Raw genomic sequence first — 15,448 nt, 5'->3', positions numbered from 1 at the left:
CAGGAGGGAAACAAATATGGGAATTGACGTGGATATTATTTTCAAGATTGCCGGAGTAGGGATTGTCGTCGCCTTTTTGCATACGATTTTAGATCAGGTGGGGAAGAAGGAATATGCCCAGTGGGTGACATTATTCGGATTCATCTACATCCTGTTCATGGTGGCTTCGATTGTCGATGATTTGTTCCAGAAGATAAAATCGGTCTTCTTATATCAAGGATAAGGGGGCGTCCGCGATTGAGATCATCCAGATTGTAGGTATTGCATTGGTTGCGACTTTTCTTGCTTTGATCGTAAAAGAACAAAAACCTAATTTTGCTTTCCTGCTCATTGTGTTTACAGGTTGTACGATTTTTTTATTTCTTATTGATCAAATTTATTCCATCATCCATATGATTGAAAAGCTTGCTGCAAACGCAAACGTGAACATGGTGTATGTGGAAACCATCCTTAAAATCATCGGCATCGCTTACATAGCGGAATTCGCTTCACACATTACGAAAGATGCCGGTCAAGGGGCACTGGCAGCGAAAGTGGAGCTTGCCGGAAAGATATTAATATTGGCAATGGCTGTTCCCATTCTGACAGTCATCATCGAAACGATCATCAATATGATTCCGACTGGATAAGCGAAACGTTAAGAGGTGGAATGAATGTTGCAATTATATCGGATTCTCGTCACAGCACTCGTTATCTTTTTCGTCGCAGCCTCAAGTGGACAAGCAGAGGAAGGAGATGAACAGAATCCTCCCGATACAAACATCCAGCAGGAAATGATCGATGCGCAGTTGGACCGGTTAGGGGTTGAAGAATTAACGGGATACTGGAATAGTATCGTGGATCAATACGGAGGCTATCTTCCCGAAAGTCAAAAAGGCAGTTTGATCGATTTCATGAAAGGCGAGAAAGAGTTCTCCTTTAAGGCATGGTTCAGTGGCATCTTCAAATTTGCCTTTCAGGAGCTTGTGATGAATGGAAAGTTATTGGGGACCCTGATTATGCTCACGATCTTCAGCATGTTTCTCCAGTCCCTGCAGAATGCTTTCGAAGGAGGAAGCGTCAGTAAGGTGGCATACAGCATCATTTTCATGGTGTTGATCATCATCGCACTGAATAGTTTTCATGTTGCCATCGACTACACCCGGGATGCGATTTCCACCATGGTTCATTTCATCATCGCCCTCATCCCCCTGCTCCTTGCCCTGATTGCCGCTTCAGGAGGCGTGGTTTCGGCAGCTTTCTTTCATCCCGTCATTATCTTCCTGATGAATACAAGCGGCTTACTCATTCAAAATGTCGTGCTGCCCCTCTTATTCCTATCCGCCCTCTTGAGCATTGTGAGCACCCTTTCAAGCCATTACAAAGTGACTCAGCTCGCTCAATTATTGAGAACTTGGAGCATCGGGCTGTTAGGGGCCTTCATGACGGTCTTTCTCGGGGTGATATCCGTACAGGGTGCCACGGCAGCCGTGACGGACGGCATAACGATCCGCACAGCGAAATTTGTGACAGGGAACTTTGTCCCGGTCATCGGCAGGATGTTCACGGATGCAACGGATACTGTGATCAGCGCATCGGTCCTCCTGAAAAATACGGTGGGGATAGCGGGTGTCGCCATCGTTTTGATCATAGCAGCCTTTCCGGCCATCAAAATCTTGATGATTGCCTTCATATACAAACTGGCTGCCGCTCTCCTTCAACCTCTCGGGGGAGGACCGGTGATTGAATGCCTGGATACGATCGCAAAGAGTGTGATTTATGTCTTTGCGGCCCTGGCGATCGTGTCCTTTATGTTTTTCTTAAGTCTTACCGTCATCATTGCAGCGGGAAATATTACGATGATGATGCGATAAGGGGGTCCCGTCATGTCATTTCTAACCGATTGGATTACAAATATCATCATCTTTGTTCTCTTAGCCACCGTCATTGACATGCTGCTTCCAAGCTCCAACATGCAGAAATATGCCAAAATCGTGACCGGCTTATTATTGATCACCATCATCCTTACACCGCTCTTTAAATTGATGTCCACGGATTTTGATGAGGTGATGAATTCCATCGATTTAAATGGTCCTTCTCAGAATAAATCGGTGGAAAATGAAATAGAAATGAAGAAAAAAGAAATACAAGCCTCACAACGTGCATATATTTTAGAACAGATGGCTGTCCAAATGAAACAAGAAGCAGAAAAGGAGATGATGGATGAGCACGGCAAAGTCATTGAGAAGGTGACCATACAGGCAGATGACGTAGAAAATCTTCCCGACAGTATTACAGGAGTGACAGTAATTGTGAAAGAAAAGGAAAGTGAAAAAGACAGCACGATTGAAACAGTCCAAAACGTGGAGATCGATACGGGATCTGAAACGAGAAAGAAAACATCCGACGAAGATACGTCCCAACTGGCCTCCTTACTAGCCGAACAATGGAATCTAACACAAGACAAAATAATCATTACAGTTGAAGGGGGGACTGGGGAAGCGAATGAACTTTAATAAAGGTCCGCTGAATATGCTGAAGGAATGGTTGTCAAAAGAAGACGCGAACTCTCCACCCAGGGGAAAAAAAGGTAAAAGGCTGCATTATTTTCTCATTGTGCTTCTCATAGGAGTGGCCTTCATGCTGATCAGCGACCTGTGGAGCGGTGATCAAGGGGTTGAGGTCGCTAAGCAGGTGGATGGAGGTACCCCTGAAGAAGTGGCGGCATTCGGATCCGGTCAAAAGGAGTCGGATGGGTCCATGAGGGATTACGAAGATCGATACGAAAATCAGTTGAAAGAAGCCCTGGATCAGATTGTAGGGGTTAGCGATGTATATGTCGTGGTCAATGTGGATGCAACGGAATCAAAAGTTTATGAGAAAAATGAATCGACAAAAACACAATCCACTGATGAAGAAGATAAAGAAGGCGGAAAACGGTCGATAGAAGATAAATCCCGGGAAGAAGAAATCGTCATTGTCAACAACGGTGATAAAGAAGTTCCCATTGTGAAAGAAACAAAAAAACCTAAAGTCACCGGTGTCCTTGTAGTAGCAAAGGGAGCCGATAACATACAAATCAAAAAATGGATTATAGAGGCCGTCACCCGCGCCCTTGATGTTCCAAGTCACCGGGTATCGGTCCTGCCCAAACAATAAGGGGGAAATGATAGATGTTACTGAAAAAACAAACGGTTTGGTTATTAACGATGTTGAGTCTTGTGATTGTCCTTTCGGTTTACTACATTACGTCACCAACACAACAAGCGACAGATATGGCTTATCAGGAAAAGGATGCGAAAGAGCAGGCTAAAGGTGGAGATAAAGAGACAATGTCAGGCAATGACATGGAAGTCGTCACGGATGCCGCTGGAAATGAAATGTTCGAAGCATTGCGTCTTGAAGTAACAGACCAGCGTGATCAGCTTCGTGAAGAGCTGGAAGCGAAGGTAGCAAACGCGGATGTGTCAGCGGAAGAAAAGAGTGCAGCCTATGAGCAGATGGAAAACCTTCGAGAACTTGCGATGACGGAATCGGTTCTTGAAACGATGATTAAAACAATGGGTTACGAGGATGCCCTTGTCAGAGCGAACGGTGAAAACATCCGTATCACGGTGAAATCAGACAAAGAGCACTCTAAAGCCGATGCCAATGAAATCATTCGCCTGGTCATGAGTGAAGTGGGTCAATTGAAGCCGGTCGCAGTGGAATTCCAGCCGGCAAACTAAACGGATCGAGGACACGGTGCCGCCTAAAGCAGACTCTTTAGGCGGCTTATTTATGTTTTATCCAGAAATTAACGCCCCTTTTTATCAGATAAATGAAAAATCCTTTTCTATTATTTTATTTTTTTCCGAAAAAGGTCTAGAATAGAGGTAGGGTTGTATGCGCTTTTAAAGGATGGTAGGAATCGCATATTGAATTTATACGAGGTATTATCGTATGATGTTAGTAGCTAGTCATAATTTTTTAAACTATAAGAGGGGTGTCAACAGTGTTGAAAATTCAAGAAATTCGCGAAATAATCAAACTCGTAGATCAATCAAGTGTTGAAGAGTTTACATACGAGCATGATGGTTCCAAGATCAATCTAAAGAAAAATAATGGCGTTACCGTATCGGCCCAGCCGGTGGTACAGGCAGTCGAAGAAGTGAAACCTGCTGCACAAGCCATTCAACAAGCACCTGTACAGGAAGCTGCTGCTCCTGCACAGGCAGAAAAAGAAGCTCCACAAGCTAGCGCTGAGGATGCAAAATTACATAAAATCACGTCTCCGATGGTCGGGACGTTCTACCAATCCTCTTCACCCGAATCAGGTCCATATGTAAAAGTCGGGGATAAAGTCGATGAAAGCTCAGTGGTATGCATCGTGGAAGCGATGAAACTATTTAATGAAATCGAAGCCGAAGCAAAAGGCGAAATCGTAGAAATTTTAGTAAAAGACGGTCAATTAGTGGAATATGGTCAGCCGTTATTCTTGGTTAAACCTGAATAAGGAGCGAAAATAGATATGATAAAAAAGGTATTAATCGCCAATCGAGGAGAAATTGCTGTACGTATCATTCGTGCATGCCGAGATTTAGGCATTGAAAGTGTAGCCGTTTATTCTGAAGCAGATAAAGAGGCACTTCATGTTCAATTAGCGGATGAAGCTTATTGCATCGGACCTACTGCATCGAAAGACAGCTACCTGAATTTCACAAACATCATCAGCGTAGCGAAACTGACGGATTGTGATGCCATCCACCCGGGTTACGGATTTCTAGCCGAGAACTCTGATTTTGCAGAGTTGTGCCGCGATTGCAACATCATCTTCATTGGTCCTTCACCTGAAGCCATCTCCAAGATGGGGACCAAAGACGTGGCTCGTGAAACGATGAGGGAAGCAGGCGTCCCGATTGTCCCTGGTTCAAAAGGCATTGTGAAAGATGCAGACGATGCAGTCCAGCTTGCAGAATCCATGGGTTATCCCGTCATCATCAAAGCCACTGCCGGTGGTGGAGGTAAAGGGATCCGTGTCGCGAAAAGTCAGGAAGAGCTTATCAAAGGGGTGACGATCACCCAGCAGGAAGCCATGACTGCATTCGGAAACCCGGGTGTATATATCGAGAAGTTCATCGAGGACTTCAGGCACGTGGAAATTCAGGTGCTCGCCGATAACTTCGGAAACGTGATCCATCTTGGTGAACGGGACTGTACGATTCAGCGCCGCCTACAAAAACTGATTGAAGAAACACCGTCACCCGCTTTAACAGAAGAGAATCGTGTTAAAATGGGGGAAGCAGCAGTAAAAGCAGCCAAAGCGGTTGATTATACAGGCGCCGGCACGGTAGAATTTATATATGATTACGTGAATCAATCATTCTACTTTATGGAAATGAATACGCGTATCCAGGTTGAACATCCTGTAACCGAACAAGTAACAGGGGTCGATTTGATTAAGGAACAGATTCTCGTGGCATCAGGACAAAAGCTCTCCCTGACACAGGAAGAGGTGACGTTCACTGGCTGGGCCATCGAATGTCGTATTAATGCTGAGAATCCAGAGAAGAATTTCATGCCTTCAGCGGGCCGGATCGAAATGTATCTTCCACCGGGCGGCATTGGCGTAAGAGTCGACTCAGCCGCATATCCTGGTTATATGATCCCTCCATATTACGATAGCATGATTGCCAAAGTGATTACCTATGGAGCGACACGTGAAGAAGCCATTTCAAGGATGAAACGGGCTCTAAGTGAATTTGTGGTTGAAGGTATACACACAACCATCCCGTTCCATCTCAGACTATTAGATCATGAAACCTTTGTAGGTGGGGAATTCAATACGAAATTCTTAGAAAAATACGAAGTAATGAAATCCTAGTGTGAATTCAGGAGGTGCCTTACATGGCGGAAAATCAAAACCTTTTACAAATGTCTCACGGTAAAGACGGTCTTGGGAAAATTGAAATCGCACCTGAAGTGATTGAAGTAATCGCAGGAATCGCCGCGTCAGAAGTAGAAGGCGTATCCCAAATGCGCGGAAACTTCGCAACAGGTGTCGTCGAGCGTCTTGGAAAGAAAAACCACGGTAAGGGTGTCAAAGTGGAACTGGCCGAAGAAGGGATCATCGTAGATGTATACTGCATCATGAAATTTGGTGTAGCCATCCCGACGGTCGCTCAAAAAATCCAGGACAACATCCGTCAAGCCTTGCTTAACATGACTGCTCTCGAAGCAGACGAAGTGAATGTTCATATCGTCGGCGTTCAATTTGAAAACCAAAAGTTTGAAGCTGAAATTGAAGACGAAATGTAACGGGGAAGAACGGTCCTTTTAGGGGGCCGTTCTTTTTTTGTGTCAGGAGGTGTACCGTGGATCGGGGCGAGGATGGGATTTTATGTAAAACGGCTGGATTATTCCGTAGATTGGCCGGATTTTTTCCTGAAATGGCTGGATTACTATCGGCTTCCGCTGGATTTTTCATCAAAACGGCTGGATTTGCAGGGATTTCGGCTGGATTTTTGATTTGTGTCGGCTCCGCTTTTCTATTTGTCCAGCTCCGGGGCTTAGAGGCTCGAGGTCATATGTCAAACCAGCCAAAAAGGCAAAGAACGCCTTTCCGACTGGTTCGCCATATGCTTGTCGCCTCTAGGCAAAGCCCCTCCGCTTTTCTATTTGTCCAGCTCCGCTTCCTTGTCCCTCGAGGTCATAAGCTAAATGGTCTATGAAGGCAAAGAGCGCCTTCAAAGCCCATTCATCTTATGCTTTTCGGGCCAACCCAGTCGGCTCCGCTTTTCTATTTGTCCAGCTCCGGCGGGTAGTCCCTCGATGTCATTTCTGAAAAATCCCCAAAGGCAAAAAGCGCCTTCAGGGATTTCCCAGAAATGCTTGTCGGGCCTGACCAACCCGCCTCCGCTTTTCTACTTGTCCAGCTACGGGGCTTAGAGGCTCGAGGTCATATGTCAAACCAGCCAAAAAGGCAAAGAACGCCTTTCCGGCTGGTTCGTCATATGCTTGTCGCCTCTGACCAAAGCCCCTCCGCTTTTCTTTCAGAATATTGATTTTTTTACATACGCGTGCGTAATGCCCTTGGTTTGTGCTATTATCAAAGGTATGAAAATTGATGGATTAAAAGGAGTAAATATAAGATGAAGAGAAGAGTTGCCCGTGAAAAGGCTTTACAGGCGTTATTTCAAATAGATATGAGTGGGATTGAGCCGAAGGTTGCGTTAAGGAACGTGCTGGAGGAAGAGGAGAAGATGGATGCGTATCTTGAGCAGATTGTTCTCGGCTTCATCGAGAATCAGGAACGGGTTGATGGACATATTCGTGAAAACCTGGAGAAATGGTCGTTTGACCGTCTGGCAAAAGTCGACCGTAATATTCTGCGTCTAGGCGTGTACGAGCTTCTGTTTGTAGAAGACGTCCCGAATAATGTGGTCATTAATGAAGCGGTTGAAATAGCAAAGATCTTTGGTGATGATCAATCCAGTAAATTTATCAATGGTGTCCTTTCAAAGGTAAGTCAATCTTAACAATGTAAGGGGGCGAGTGAATGTCAGCTTCTATAATTGATGGCAAGCTCATTGCAGATCATTATCGGCAGCAATTAAAGAGTCAGATTGAACAGCTGAAGGAGCAGGAAGTCGTACCTGGACTGGCTGTCATCCTGGTGGGTGATAACCATGCCTCCCATTCGTATGTGAAAATGAAGAGGAAGGCATGCAGTAATCTTGGGATCCATTCAGAGCTTTATTTATATGAATCCACTCTTACACAAGAAGAGCTGCTTGGGAAAATCAGGGAATTGAATGAACAGGATCATATCCATGGTATTCTCGTTCAACTTCCACTGCCGGAACATATCAACCCGATTACCGTGATTGAGACGATTTCTCCATCGAAGGATGTGGACGGCTTTCATCCCGTTTCCATAGGGAAAATGGTGACGAATCAAGATACTTTCTATTCCTGCACGCCACTTGGGATCATGAAAATGCTAGAATATGAAAACATCTCGGTGGAAGGAAAACACGTCGTCATATTAGGGCGAAGTAACATTGTCGGAAAGCCGGCAGGTCACTTATTCCTGAATCGGAATGCCACCGTGACGTTCTGCCATTCCAAAACGGACAATATGTCTTCCTTCACACAGCAGGCGGATATTATCGTTTCTGCCGTAGGGAAAGCGAATCTGATCGGGGCTCGAGACATCAAACCCGGTGCGGTTATCATCGATGTTGGCATGAATCGCAACGAAGATGGCAAGCTGTGCGGAGATGTGAACTTTGCGGAAGTAAAGGAAAAAGCAGGGAAAATCACCCCTGTTCCCGGTGGAGTCGGTCCTATGACCATCACCATGCTCCTCTATAACACCGTGAAATCTGCAGAATGGGCTCTCGGGAATCGCCAAAACGGTTAAAAAATAGTACAATATACGTAACATAAAAGGAAAGGGACGGCTAATCGCTGGTCCCTTTCCGTATTCCTGCATATAAAATTCATTTATTGCAAGGGACAAAGGAGTCAGTGAGCATGGAACTTGATCAATCACGTTATTTAACGGTACAAGCTCTGACAAAATACATAAAACGTAAATTCGACAGGGACCCGCATCTGTCCAACCTGTTTGTAAGGGGCGAAATTTCCAACTTCAAAAGGCACTCAAGCGGACATATGTACTTTACTCTGAAAGATGAAAAGGCAAGGATATTGTCTGTGATGTTTTCAAGTCACAATCAGTCAATGAAATTCAGGCCGGAAAATGGGATGAATGTATTGATCCGCGGAGATATATCCGTGTATGAGTCAGGCGGGCAATATCAGATCTATGTGAAAGAAATGCAGCCCGATGGAATCGGCGAGCTTTATTTAGCGTATGAACAGCTGAAGGAGAAGCTCGAGAAAGCTGGATTCTTTGACCAGGAGCGCAAACGGATGATCCCTAAGTTTCCGAAGCGGATCGCCGTTGTCACCTCCCCGACGGGTGCCGCGATCCGTGATATCATCACGACGATCAAGCGGAGGTATCCGATCGGAGAAATACTCGTCTATCCTGCTCTGGTCCAGGGCGATCAAGCGGCAGGCTCGATTGCCGGCGCCATGAGGAAGGTGAATGAGCACGGTGATATCGACGTGTTGATCATCGGCCGGGGGGGCGGTTCGATTGAAGAGTTGTGGGCTTTCAACGAGGAAGTAGTGGCGAAAGCGATTGTCGAGTCAAAGGTTCCCGTCATTTCTGCCGTGGGGCATGAGACGGATTTTACGATCGCCGATTTTGTGGCGGATCTCAGGGCACCTACACCGACGGCTGCCGGGGAGTTAGCTGTTCCTCATATTGATGATCTATTGGAAAGGATCATGAACAGGAAACTAAGGCTGATTAAATCGTTTAAAACTAAGCTGCAAAGCGAAAGAAACCGGTTAAATGGATTAACCAAATCGTATGCTTTGAGAAATCCCAGAAATCTTTATCAGCAGAAGATCGAGGCCGTCGACCGGCTGACGGATCAGCTGCAAAGAAATATAAGTATGCATGTGAAACAAGACCGGGATCGATTATCCGTTCTTCATTCAAGGCTAGAGCGTGTTCATCCATCCCAGATCATCAAGGTGCAGCATGAACGGGTAATATCTATGCAGACCGCGCTTGAGAAGCAATTTAAACAAGTGTTGAAAGAAAAGAATCATCGTTTCACTTCAGCGCTGTCCACCTTACATGCCCTCAGTCCATTGAAGATCATGGACAGGGGATACAGCCTCGTTTACCGTGACGAAGGAGATCTGATAAAGTCATCCCGGCAGGTAAAGGAAGGCGACCGCATCGAGATTAATGTCAAAGATGGAAAAATACATTGTGAAGTTGAATCCGTTGAGGAGCGTGAGCAAAATGGCAAAATCTAAAGAAGAATTATCATTTGAAACAGCTATGGATCAGTTGGAAGAAATCGTGGAGAAATTAGAAGAAGGGGAAGTCCCCCTCGAGAAGGCGTTGGAATTCTATCAAAAAGGGATGGACCTTTCAAAATATTGTCATGATACGTTGCAAAAAGCAGAAAATCAATTAACGAAAATGATGACGGATGAAGGGGAAAAATCCTTTGATCTCGATGAGGAGGAATAATACATGTATCCTCCCATTACATTGAAAGAGTTTCAACAGGAGCATGGGGAACTGATCACCAAACATATGGTTGAGGCCGTAGAAGGCCTAAAGATCCCTCCTGTATTAAAGGAGGCCATGATTTATTCCCTGCAGGCAGGTGGAAAAAGGATACGTCCCATCCTCCTGCTGGCAGTGATCCGGACTTTCAATCAAGACACGAGGCTGGGACTCAATACAGCGTCCGCCCTTGAAATGATTCATACATATTCTTTGATCCATGACGACCTTCCTTCCATGGATGATGACGATTTAAGGCGAGGCAAGCCGACCAATCATAAAATGTTTGGGGAGGCAGCAGCGATTCTTGCAGGCGATGGTCTGCTGACATACAGCTTTCAGCTCATTGCAGAAGATTCAGCCTTATCAAATGACCAAAAGGTGAAGATCATCGCCCTTCTCGCACGGTGTGCCGGTCCAGAAGGCATGGTCGGCGGTCAGGTTGCCGATATCGAAGGGGAGAATAAGCGGTTAACCGTACAGGAGCTTGAAAATATTCACGTTCATAAGACAGGAAAGTTACTCATATTCAGCGTATTGGCCGGGGGAATCATTTCAGGGGCGTCAGAGAATGAGCTTGAGCTGCTTGAACGATTTTCCTACCATATCGGCCTTGCGTTCCAAATTCAGGATGATATCCTCGATATTGAAGGATCTGAAGAAATGATTGGTAAACCGGTGGGGAGCGACGAATCGAAACATAAGAGTACGTATCCAAGCCTTTTGACGATGAAAGGTGCGAAGGAGAAGCTTCAATTTCATTTGGACGAGGCGTTGACGGCACTTGCTGACTTGCCAGTGGACTCCGGTCTGCTGGCAGAAATTGCCCGATTGATCGTTTCCCGTAACCATTAAAACATTCTATGTTTGAGCTAGTGATTTAACATATGTTATAATACGGGTAGAATAAATTTTGGGGTGGTGCAGTATTCTAGTCAGTCCACCAATCCTGAAGGTGGGCCTAAAAATCCACTAAAGGGCACATCGATGAAGTTCCTGGAATTGGCTTGAGGCGCCCAGCTTTGGGTCATATCTGGGAGTAAGGCTTGAGGGCGATCCACAATGGCATGTGGGCGTTGACCCGCGAGCCGCGGAGGCTTTGTTTCTTATGCTGGCTTCAAAGCATATGCAATAAGAACAAAGTATGAACCTGCGATGTGATGATTCACTAGCAGCGTAGCCTGCCTTGAGTGAAGAGAGAGGGGATTATGGTTACAGGGTACACATCAGTTGGCCATTGATATGTGCTTTTTCGCCCATATGAAATCCTCTTTGCAAAAGAGGCTAAGGATTGTGTTAAGGACTGTTGAGGAAAACTCCTAGACTGTTCATATTCGGACATATAAAGAGGATTATAGTGCGGACTAAGTGGTAATCCAGTCTAGCTTGTGGTGACGCGGCTAAGTCGGGTTTAATGGGAAACCGCCGGTATGGCAACATCCGGTACCTGATTGGGAAAACCTACTGGACCTAAGCTGCAATTTTTACTCTTTATATGACCCCCCAATTACATATAACCAAACTATTTACACAGTAGAAACGGTGTGTTTAAACGATAATGAATGAAACAATGAAAAACTCAATAAAATGGAGTGTCAGCATTGCCGTTATCACATTTGTGTTAGCGGCTATTTTTTCAGTTACTTCCAATATGGTTTTAAATGGAGTCGCATGGTATACAGGGCTCGTAGTCGTGTTGATCATCGTCTTCATCGGGATCTTTTTTGATATGCTGGGAATCGCCTCAACGGCTGCTGATGAAACCCCTTTTCATGCCATGGCGGCCAAAAAGGTATACGGAGCGAAATATTCAATCAAAATTGTACGGAACGCAGATCGATTCGCGAGCTTCTGTAACGATGTGATCGGTGATATCTCAGGGATCATAAGCGGGACTGCATCAGCGATTGTCCTGGTCCAATTGGCGGTTTCCTTTCACCTTAAGGGAGGGTCCTTGAAGGAGTATATCGTAAGTGTAACCCTGACAAGTATCATCGCTTCCTTGACAGTCGGAGGCAAAGCGCTTGGAAAAACGTTTGCTATCACCTATTCTAAGGATATAATATTTAGAGTTGGTAAAGTTCTACAATTCCTTGAAGATCGATTTCATATCGTCCTAATCAAAGATAAAAAAGACAAAAAAGATAAAAACAAGAAAAAAGGTTTTAAGCGCGAGAAACAAAATATTTAGTGATGAAAGTGAGTGGACCCCATGGATCTATTATCAATAAAGGAGCCTTCTTTTCTAAAGAGCATGTCGAATGAACAATTAGAAGAGCTCAGCCAAGAGATTCGCCAATTCCTGATCAAGAATCTTTCCAAAACCGGCGGTCATATTGGTCCAAACTTAGGGGTGGTCGAATTAACCGTTGCCCTTCATAAGCATTTCTCTAGTCCAAAAGATAAAATCCTTTGGGATGTTGGTCACCAATCGTATGTCCATAAGATATTAACCGGCAGGGCTTGTCAGTTTGATACCCTCCGTCAATATAAGGGGTTATGCGGTTTTCCGAAACGGAATGAAAGTGAGCATGATGTATGGGAAACCGGTCATAGTTCCACTTCATTATCGGCAGCCATGGGTATGGCGATCGCGAGGGACGTCAAGAAAGAAGATTCATATATTATCCCGGTGATCGGTGATGGTGCCTTGACTGGTGGAATGGCACTTGAAGCTCTCAATCATATCGGTCATGAAAAGAAGGACATGATCGTTGTACTGAATGACAATGAAATGTCCATCGCTCCAAATGTAGGGGCCCTTCACAGTGTACTTGGCCGTTTGCGTACAGCCGGAAAATACAACTGGGTGAAGGATGAAATGGAATATATCCTTAAGCGCATCCCCGCTGTTGGCGGCAAATTAGCCAGTACAGCTGAACGGGTAAAGGACAGCTTAAAGTATTTATTCGTTTCCGGAATGTTCTTTGAAGAGCTCGGTTTTACATACCTTGGACCGATCGATGGACATGATTATAATGATCTCGCTGAAAATATTCAATATGCGAAGAAAACGAAAGGCCCCGTCCTTTTACACGTGATCACGAAAAAAGGAAAAGGGTTTCATCCTGCAGAGTCGGATAAAAAAGGAACCTGGCACGGTACCGGACCTTACAAGATCGATACCGGAGATCTGATCAAGCCTGTGAATGCACCTCCGTCATGGAGTGGCCTTGTCAGTGAGACGGTCCGAAGGGTTGCCCGTGAGGATGAACGGATTGTCGCCATTACCCCGGCAATGCCGGTCGGCTCCAAACTTCTCGGGTTTGCGGAGGAGTTCCCTGATCGGATGTTCGATGTGGGGATTGCCGAGCAGCATGCCACAACGGTCGCTGCAGGTCTTGCCACGCAGGATATGAAGCCGTTCTTAGCCATATATTCTACCTTCCTGCAACGGGCTTACGATCAGGTGGTTCACGATATTTGCCGCCAAAACTTAAACGTCTTCATCGGGATCGACCGTGCCGGATTGGTCGGAGCAGACGGGGAAACCCATCAAGGAGTATTCGATATCGCCTTTTTAAGACATTTACCGAATATGGTGATCATGATGCCGAAAGACGAGAATGAAGGACAGCACCTTGTCAATACGGCACTTCAATATAATGATGGTCCCATCGCTCTGCGTTATCCCCGTGGAAACGGGTATGGAGTACCGATGGACGGGGAACTTACAACGATCCCGATTGGAACGTGGGAAATATTGAAACAGGGAACGGATGCAGCCATCCTTACTTTCGGAACGACGATCCCGATGGCCATGGAAGCGGCAGCAGACCTTGAAAAACAAGGTCTTTCGGTCCGGGTTGTAAACGCCCGTTTCATTAAACCGATGGATGAGATCATGCTGAAAAGGATCCTGGAAGAAGATATGCCAGTGCTGACGATCGAAGAAGCCGTTCTTCAAGGCGGTTTCGGAAGTGGAGTTCTTGAATTCGCACAGGAACAGGGCTTCCATGACGCCGTGATCGACCGCATCGGTATTCCTGATTACTTCATCGAGCATGGCAGCGTGAAGGAATTATTGAATGAAATCGGCATGACAAAAGAAAACATAGTGGATCGCATCTTAACGATCACACCAAAAAAACAAAAAAGGGCTTAATGATGAAAGTAAAAAAACAACGAGTAGACGTACTTCTGGTAGAACGAGGATTGATTGATACAAGAGAAAAAGCGAAACGGGCTGTCATGGCGGGTCTTGTTTATTCCAATGAAATGAGACTGGACAAGCCGGGGGAAAAAGTAAGTGAAGATATCCCCCTTACGATGAAGGGGAAAGTGATTCCTTATGTGAGCCGTGGCGGTTTGAAGCTTGAGAAGGCTCTCCAGGTCTTCGATGTGGATGTAGACGGTAAAGTGATGCTCGATATCGGTGCTTCCACTGGCGGGTTTACGGATTGTGCCCTCCAAAATGGCGCAAAAATGTCCTATGCCCTTGATGTAGGATATAACCAATTAGCCTGGAAGCTAAGACAGGATGAACGGGTAGTGGTCATGGAACGGACGAACTTCCGATACGTGACCCCTGCGGATCTTCAAGGGGAGATGCCAAGCTTTGCTTCCATCGACGTATCCTTCATATCCCTTTCATTGATATTGCCTGTCCTGAAAACCTTATTGGTTCCTGGAGGGGATTGTGTCGCTTTAATCAAGCCGCAATTCGAAGCGGGTAAGGATCAGGTCGGGAAAAAAGGGATCGTAAGAGATCCTGCCGTACACAAAATGGTCATCGAAAAAATCATGACATTAGCAATTAAAGAAGGCTATCATATAGCAGGTCTCTCTTATTCCCCCATTACAGGCGGGGATGGGAATATAGAATTCCTCATTCATCTTAAATGGCCGGGTCAAGAGGGTAAAGGGGAGTCCCTTCTTACCACCACACCGGATGACGTGATCGAAGAAGCACATAGTCAATTAAAGGCAAAAACACAGCAATAAAAGTAGGGCCACTTTTCTTAGGGAGAGTGGCTTTTTTCATGGGAAAGCTATTAATGTTCACGGGGAAAGGCAGTAACAGGAAAGTAGATGATATGCTTGTCGGGCTTGACTAAGCCGCCTCCGCTTTTCTTTGTCCAGCTCCAGGGGCTTGGGGCTCGAGGTCATAAGTCAAGTCACCCAAAAAGGCAAAGAGCGCCTTTCCGGGTGACTCGCCTTATGCTTGTCGCCCCAGAACGAGCCCCTTCCGCTTTTCTTTTGTCCAGCTCCGGCGGCTTGGGGCTCGAGGTCATAAGTCAAGTCACCCAAAAAGGCAAAGAGCGCCTTTCCGGGTGACTCGCCTTATGCTAGTCGCCCCAGAACGAGCCCCTTCCGCTTTTCTTT

At 45.7% G+C, this 15,448-nt stretch carries 18 protein-coding genes; all 18 read left to right on the top strand.

All coding sequences use genetic code 11. The features are described from left to right. Positions 1–16: 16 nt before the first annotated feature. Entirely contained in the window at positions 17–223 is a 207-nt protein-coding gene (spoIIIAC, locus tag V8G47_RS18320) for a stage III sporulation protein AC (RefSeq protein WP_034758004.1), read from the top strand. A 13-nt stretch (positions 224–236) separates the two neighbouring features. Beyond that, positions 237–629, top strand: a complete 393-nt coding sequence (spoIIIAD, locus tag V8G47_RS18315; protein ID WP_094075148.1) for a stage III sporulation protein AD — start codon at positions 237–239, stop codon at positions 627–629. A 24-nt stretch (positions 630–653) separates the two neighbouring features. Next, positions 654–1,853, top strand: a complete 1,200-nt coding sequence (gene spoIIIAE / locus V8G47_RS18310) for a stage III sporulation protein AE (protein WP_336201346.1) — start codon at positions 654–656, stop codon at positions 1,851–1,853. 12 nt (positions 1,854–1,865) lie between these two features. Beyond that, complete coding sequence (spoIIIAF, locus tag V8G47_RS18305) at positions 1,866–2,495, top strand: stage III sporulation protein AF (protein WP_336201345.1); 630 nt, start codon at positions 1,866–1,868, stop codon at positions 2,493–2,495. Next, entirely contained in the window at positions 2,485–3,138 is a 654-nt protein-coding gene (gene spoIIIAG, locus V8G47_RS18300; protein WP_336201344.1) for a stage III sporulation protein AG, read from the top strand. Before spoIIIAF ends, spoIIIAG begins: the two co-directional genes overlap by 11 nt. 14 nt (positions 3,139–3,152) lie before the next feature. Then, positions 3,153–3,707 (top strand): SpoIIIAH-like family protein, encoded by a 555-nt coding sequence (locus V8G47_RS18295; RefSeq protein WP_336201343.1) that lies wholly within the window; start codon positions 3,153–3,155, stop codon positions 3,705–3,707. A 266-nt stretch (positions 3,708–3,973) separates the two neighbouring features. Continuing rightward, positions 3,974–4,474 (top strand): acetyl-CoA carboxylase biotin carboxyl carrier protein, encoded by a 501-nt coding sequence (gene accB, locus V8G47_RS18290; protein ID WP_336201342.1) that lies wholly within the window; start codon positions 3,974–3,976, stop codon positions 4,472–4,474. A gap of 15 nt (positions 4,475–4,489) precedes the next feature. Then, positions 4,490–5,842, top strand: coding sequence for an acetyl-CoA carboxylase biotin carboxylase subunit (gene accC / locus V8G47_RS18285; protein ID WP_261750428.1), 1,353 nt, complete (start codon positions 4,490–4,492; stop codon positions 5,840–5,842). A 23-nt stretch (positions 5,843–5,865) separates the two neighbouring features. Further along, a complete protein-coding gene (locus tag V8G47_RS18280) occupies positions 5,866–6,276 on the top strand; it encodes an Asp23/Gls24 family envelope stress response protein (RefSeq protein WP_034758025.1) in 411 nt (136 codons plus the stop codon). 39 nt (positions 6,277–6,315) lie between these two features. Further along, complete coding sequence (locus V8G47_RS18275) at positions 6,316–6,486, top strand: hypothetical protein (protein ID WP_336201341.1); 171 nt, start codon at positions 6,316–6,318, stop codon at positions 6,484–6,486. A 623-nt stretch (positions 6,487–7,109) separates the two neighbouring features. Further along, on the top strand, positions 7,110–7,496 hold the full coding sequence (nusB, locus tag V8G47_RS18270) for a transcription antitermination factor NusB (protein ID WP_336201340.1): 387 nt from the start codon (positions 7,110–7,112) through the stop codon (positions 7,494–7,496). A 20-nt stretch (positions 7,497–7,516) separates the two neighbouring features. Continuing rightward, positions 7,517–8,383, top strand: a complete 867-nt coding sequence (folD, locus tag V8G47_RS18265; RefSeq protein ID WP_336201339.1) for a bifunctional methylenetetrahydrofolate dehydrogenase/methenyltetrahydrofolate cyclohydrolase FolD — start codon at positions 7,517–7,519, stop codon at positions 8,381–8,383. 113 nt (positions 8,384–8,496) lie between these two features. Continuing rightward, entirely contained in the window at positions 8,497–9,864 is a 1,368-nt protein-coding gene (xseA, locus tag V8G47_RS18260) for an exodeoxyribonuclease VII large subunit (protein ID WP_336201338.1), read from the top strand. Beyond that, a complete protein-coding gene (gene xseB, locus V8G47_RS18255) occupies positions 9,851–10,084 on the top strand; it encodes an exodeoxyribonuclease VII small subunit (protein WP_060672217.1) in 234 nt (77 codons plus the stop codon). Before xseA ends, xseB begins: the two co-directional genes overlap by 14 nt. Positions 10,085–10,087: 3 nt before the next feature. Beyond that, the gene (locus V8G47_RS18250) at positions 10,088–10,978 is read left to right on the top strand and encodes a polyprenyl synthetase family protein (protein WP_336201337.1); all 891 of its coding nucleotides are present in this window, start codon (positions 10,088–10,090) and stop codon (positions 10,976–10,978) included. Positions 10,979–11,681: 703 nt separating this feature from the next. Continuing rightward, positions 11,682–12,314, top strand: a complete 633-nt coding sequence (locus tag V8G47_RS18245) for a hypothetical protein (RefSeq protein ID WP_336201336.1) — start codon at positions 11,682–11,684, stop codon at positions 12,312–12,314. Positions 12,315–12,335: 21 nt separating this feature from the next. Beyond that, positions 12,336–14,228, top strand: a complete 1,893-nt coding sequence (gene dxs / locus V8G47_RS18240; RefSeq protein ID WP_336201335.1) for a 1-deoxy-D-xylulose-5-phosphate synthase — start codon at positions 12,336–12,338, stop codon at positions 14,226–14,228. 2 nt (positions 14,229–14,230) lie between these two features. Then, positions 14,231–15,067, top strand: a complete 837-nt coding sequence (locus V8G47_RS18235) for a TlyA family RNA methyltransferase (protein ID WP_336201334.1) — start codon at positions 14,231–14,233, stop codon at positions 15,065–15,067. Positions 15,068–15,448: the final 381 nt, after the last annotated feature.

The sequence above is a fragment of the Rossellomorea sp. LJF3 genome, from assembly GCF_037046045.1.
Taxonomy (GTDB): domain Bacteria; phylum Bacillota; class Bacilli; order Bacillales; family Bacillaceae_B; genus Rossellomorea.
This window is presented reverse-complemented; position numbering and strand designations above follow the sequence as displayed.

Coding starts and splice junctions, on each gene's coding strand:
- spoIIIAC (WP_034758004.1), top strand. CDS start 17: ATGGGAATTGACGTGGATATTATTTTCAAGATTGCCGGAGTAGGGATT.
- spoIIIAE (WP_336201346.1), top strand. CDS start 654: ATGTTGCAATTATATCGGATTCTCGTCACAGCACTCGTTATCTTTTTC.
- spoIIIAF (WP_336201345.1), top strand. CDS start 1,866: ATGTCATTTCTAACCGATTGGATTACAAATATCATCATCTTTGTTCTC.
- spoIIIAG (WP_336201344.1), top strand. CDS start 2,485: ATGAACTTTAATAAAGGTCCGCTGAATATGCTGAAGGAATGGTTGTCA.
- V8G47_RS18295 (WP_336201343.1), top strand. CDS start 3,153: ATGTTACTGAAAAAACAAACGGTTTGGTTATTAACGATGTTGAGTCTT.
- accC (WP_261750428.1), top strand. CDS start 4,490: ATGATAAAAAAGGTATTAATCGCCAATCGAGGAGAAATTGCTGTACGT.
- V8G47_RS18280 (WP_034758025.1), top strand. CDS start 5,866: ATGGCGGAAAATCAAAACCTTTTACAAATGTCTCACGGTAAAGACGGT.
- nusB (WP_336201340.1), top strand. CDS start 7,110: ATGAAGAGAAGAGTTGCCCGTGAAAAGGCTTTACAGGCGTTATTTCAA.
- folD (WP_336201339.1), top strand. CDS start 7,517: ATGTCAGCTTCTATAATTGATGGCAAGCTCATTGCAGATCATTATCGG.
- xseA (WP_336201338.1), top strand. CDS start 8,497: ATGGAACTTGATCAATCACGTTATTTAACGGTACAAGCTCTGACAAAA.
- xseB (WP_060672217.1), top strand. CDS start 9,851: ATGGCAAAATCTAAAGAAGAATTATCATTTGAAACAGCTATGGATCAG.
- V8G47_RS18250 (WP_336201337.1), top strand. CDS start 10,088: ATGTATCCTCCCATTACATTGAAAGAGTTTCAACAGGAGCATGGGGAA.
- V8G47_RS18245 (WP_336201336.1), top strand. CDS start 11,682: ATGAATGAAACAATGAAAAACTCAATAAAATGGAGTGTCAGCATTGCC.
- dxs (WP_336201335.1), top strand. CDS start 12,336: ATGGATCTATTATCAATAAAGGAGCCTTCTTTTCTAAAGAGCATGTCG.
- V8G47_RS18235 (WP_336201334.1), top strand. CDS start 14,231: ATGAAAGTAAAAAAACAACGAGTAGACGTACTTCTGGTAGAACGAGGA.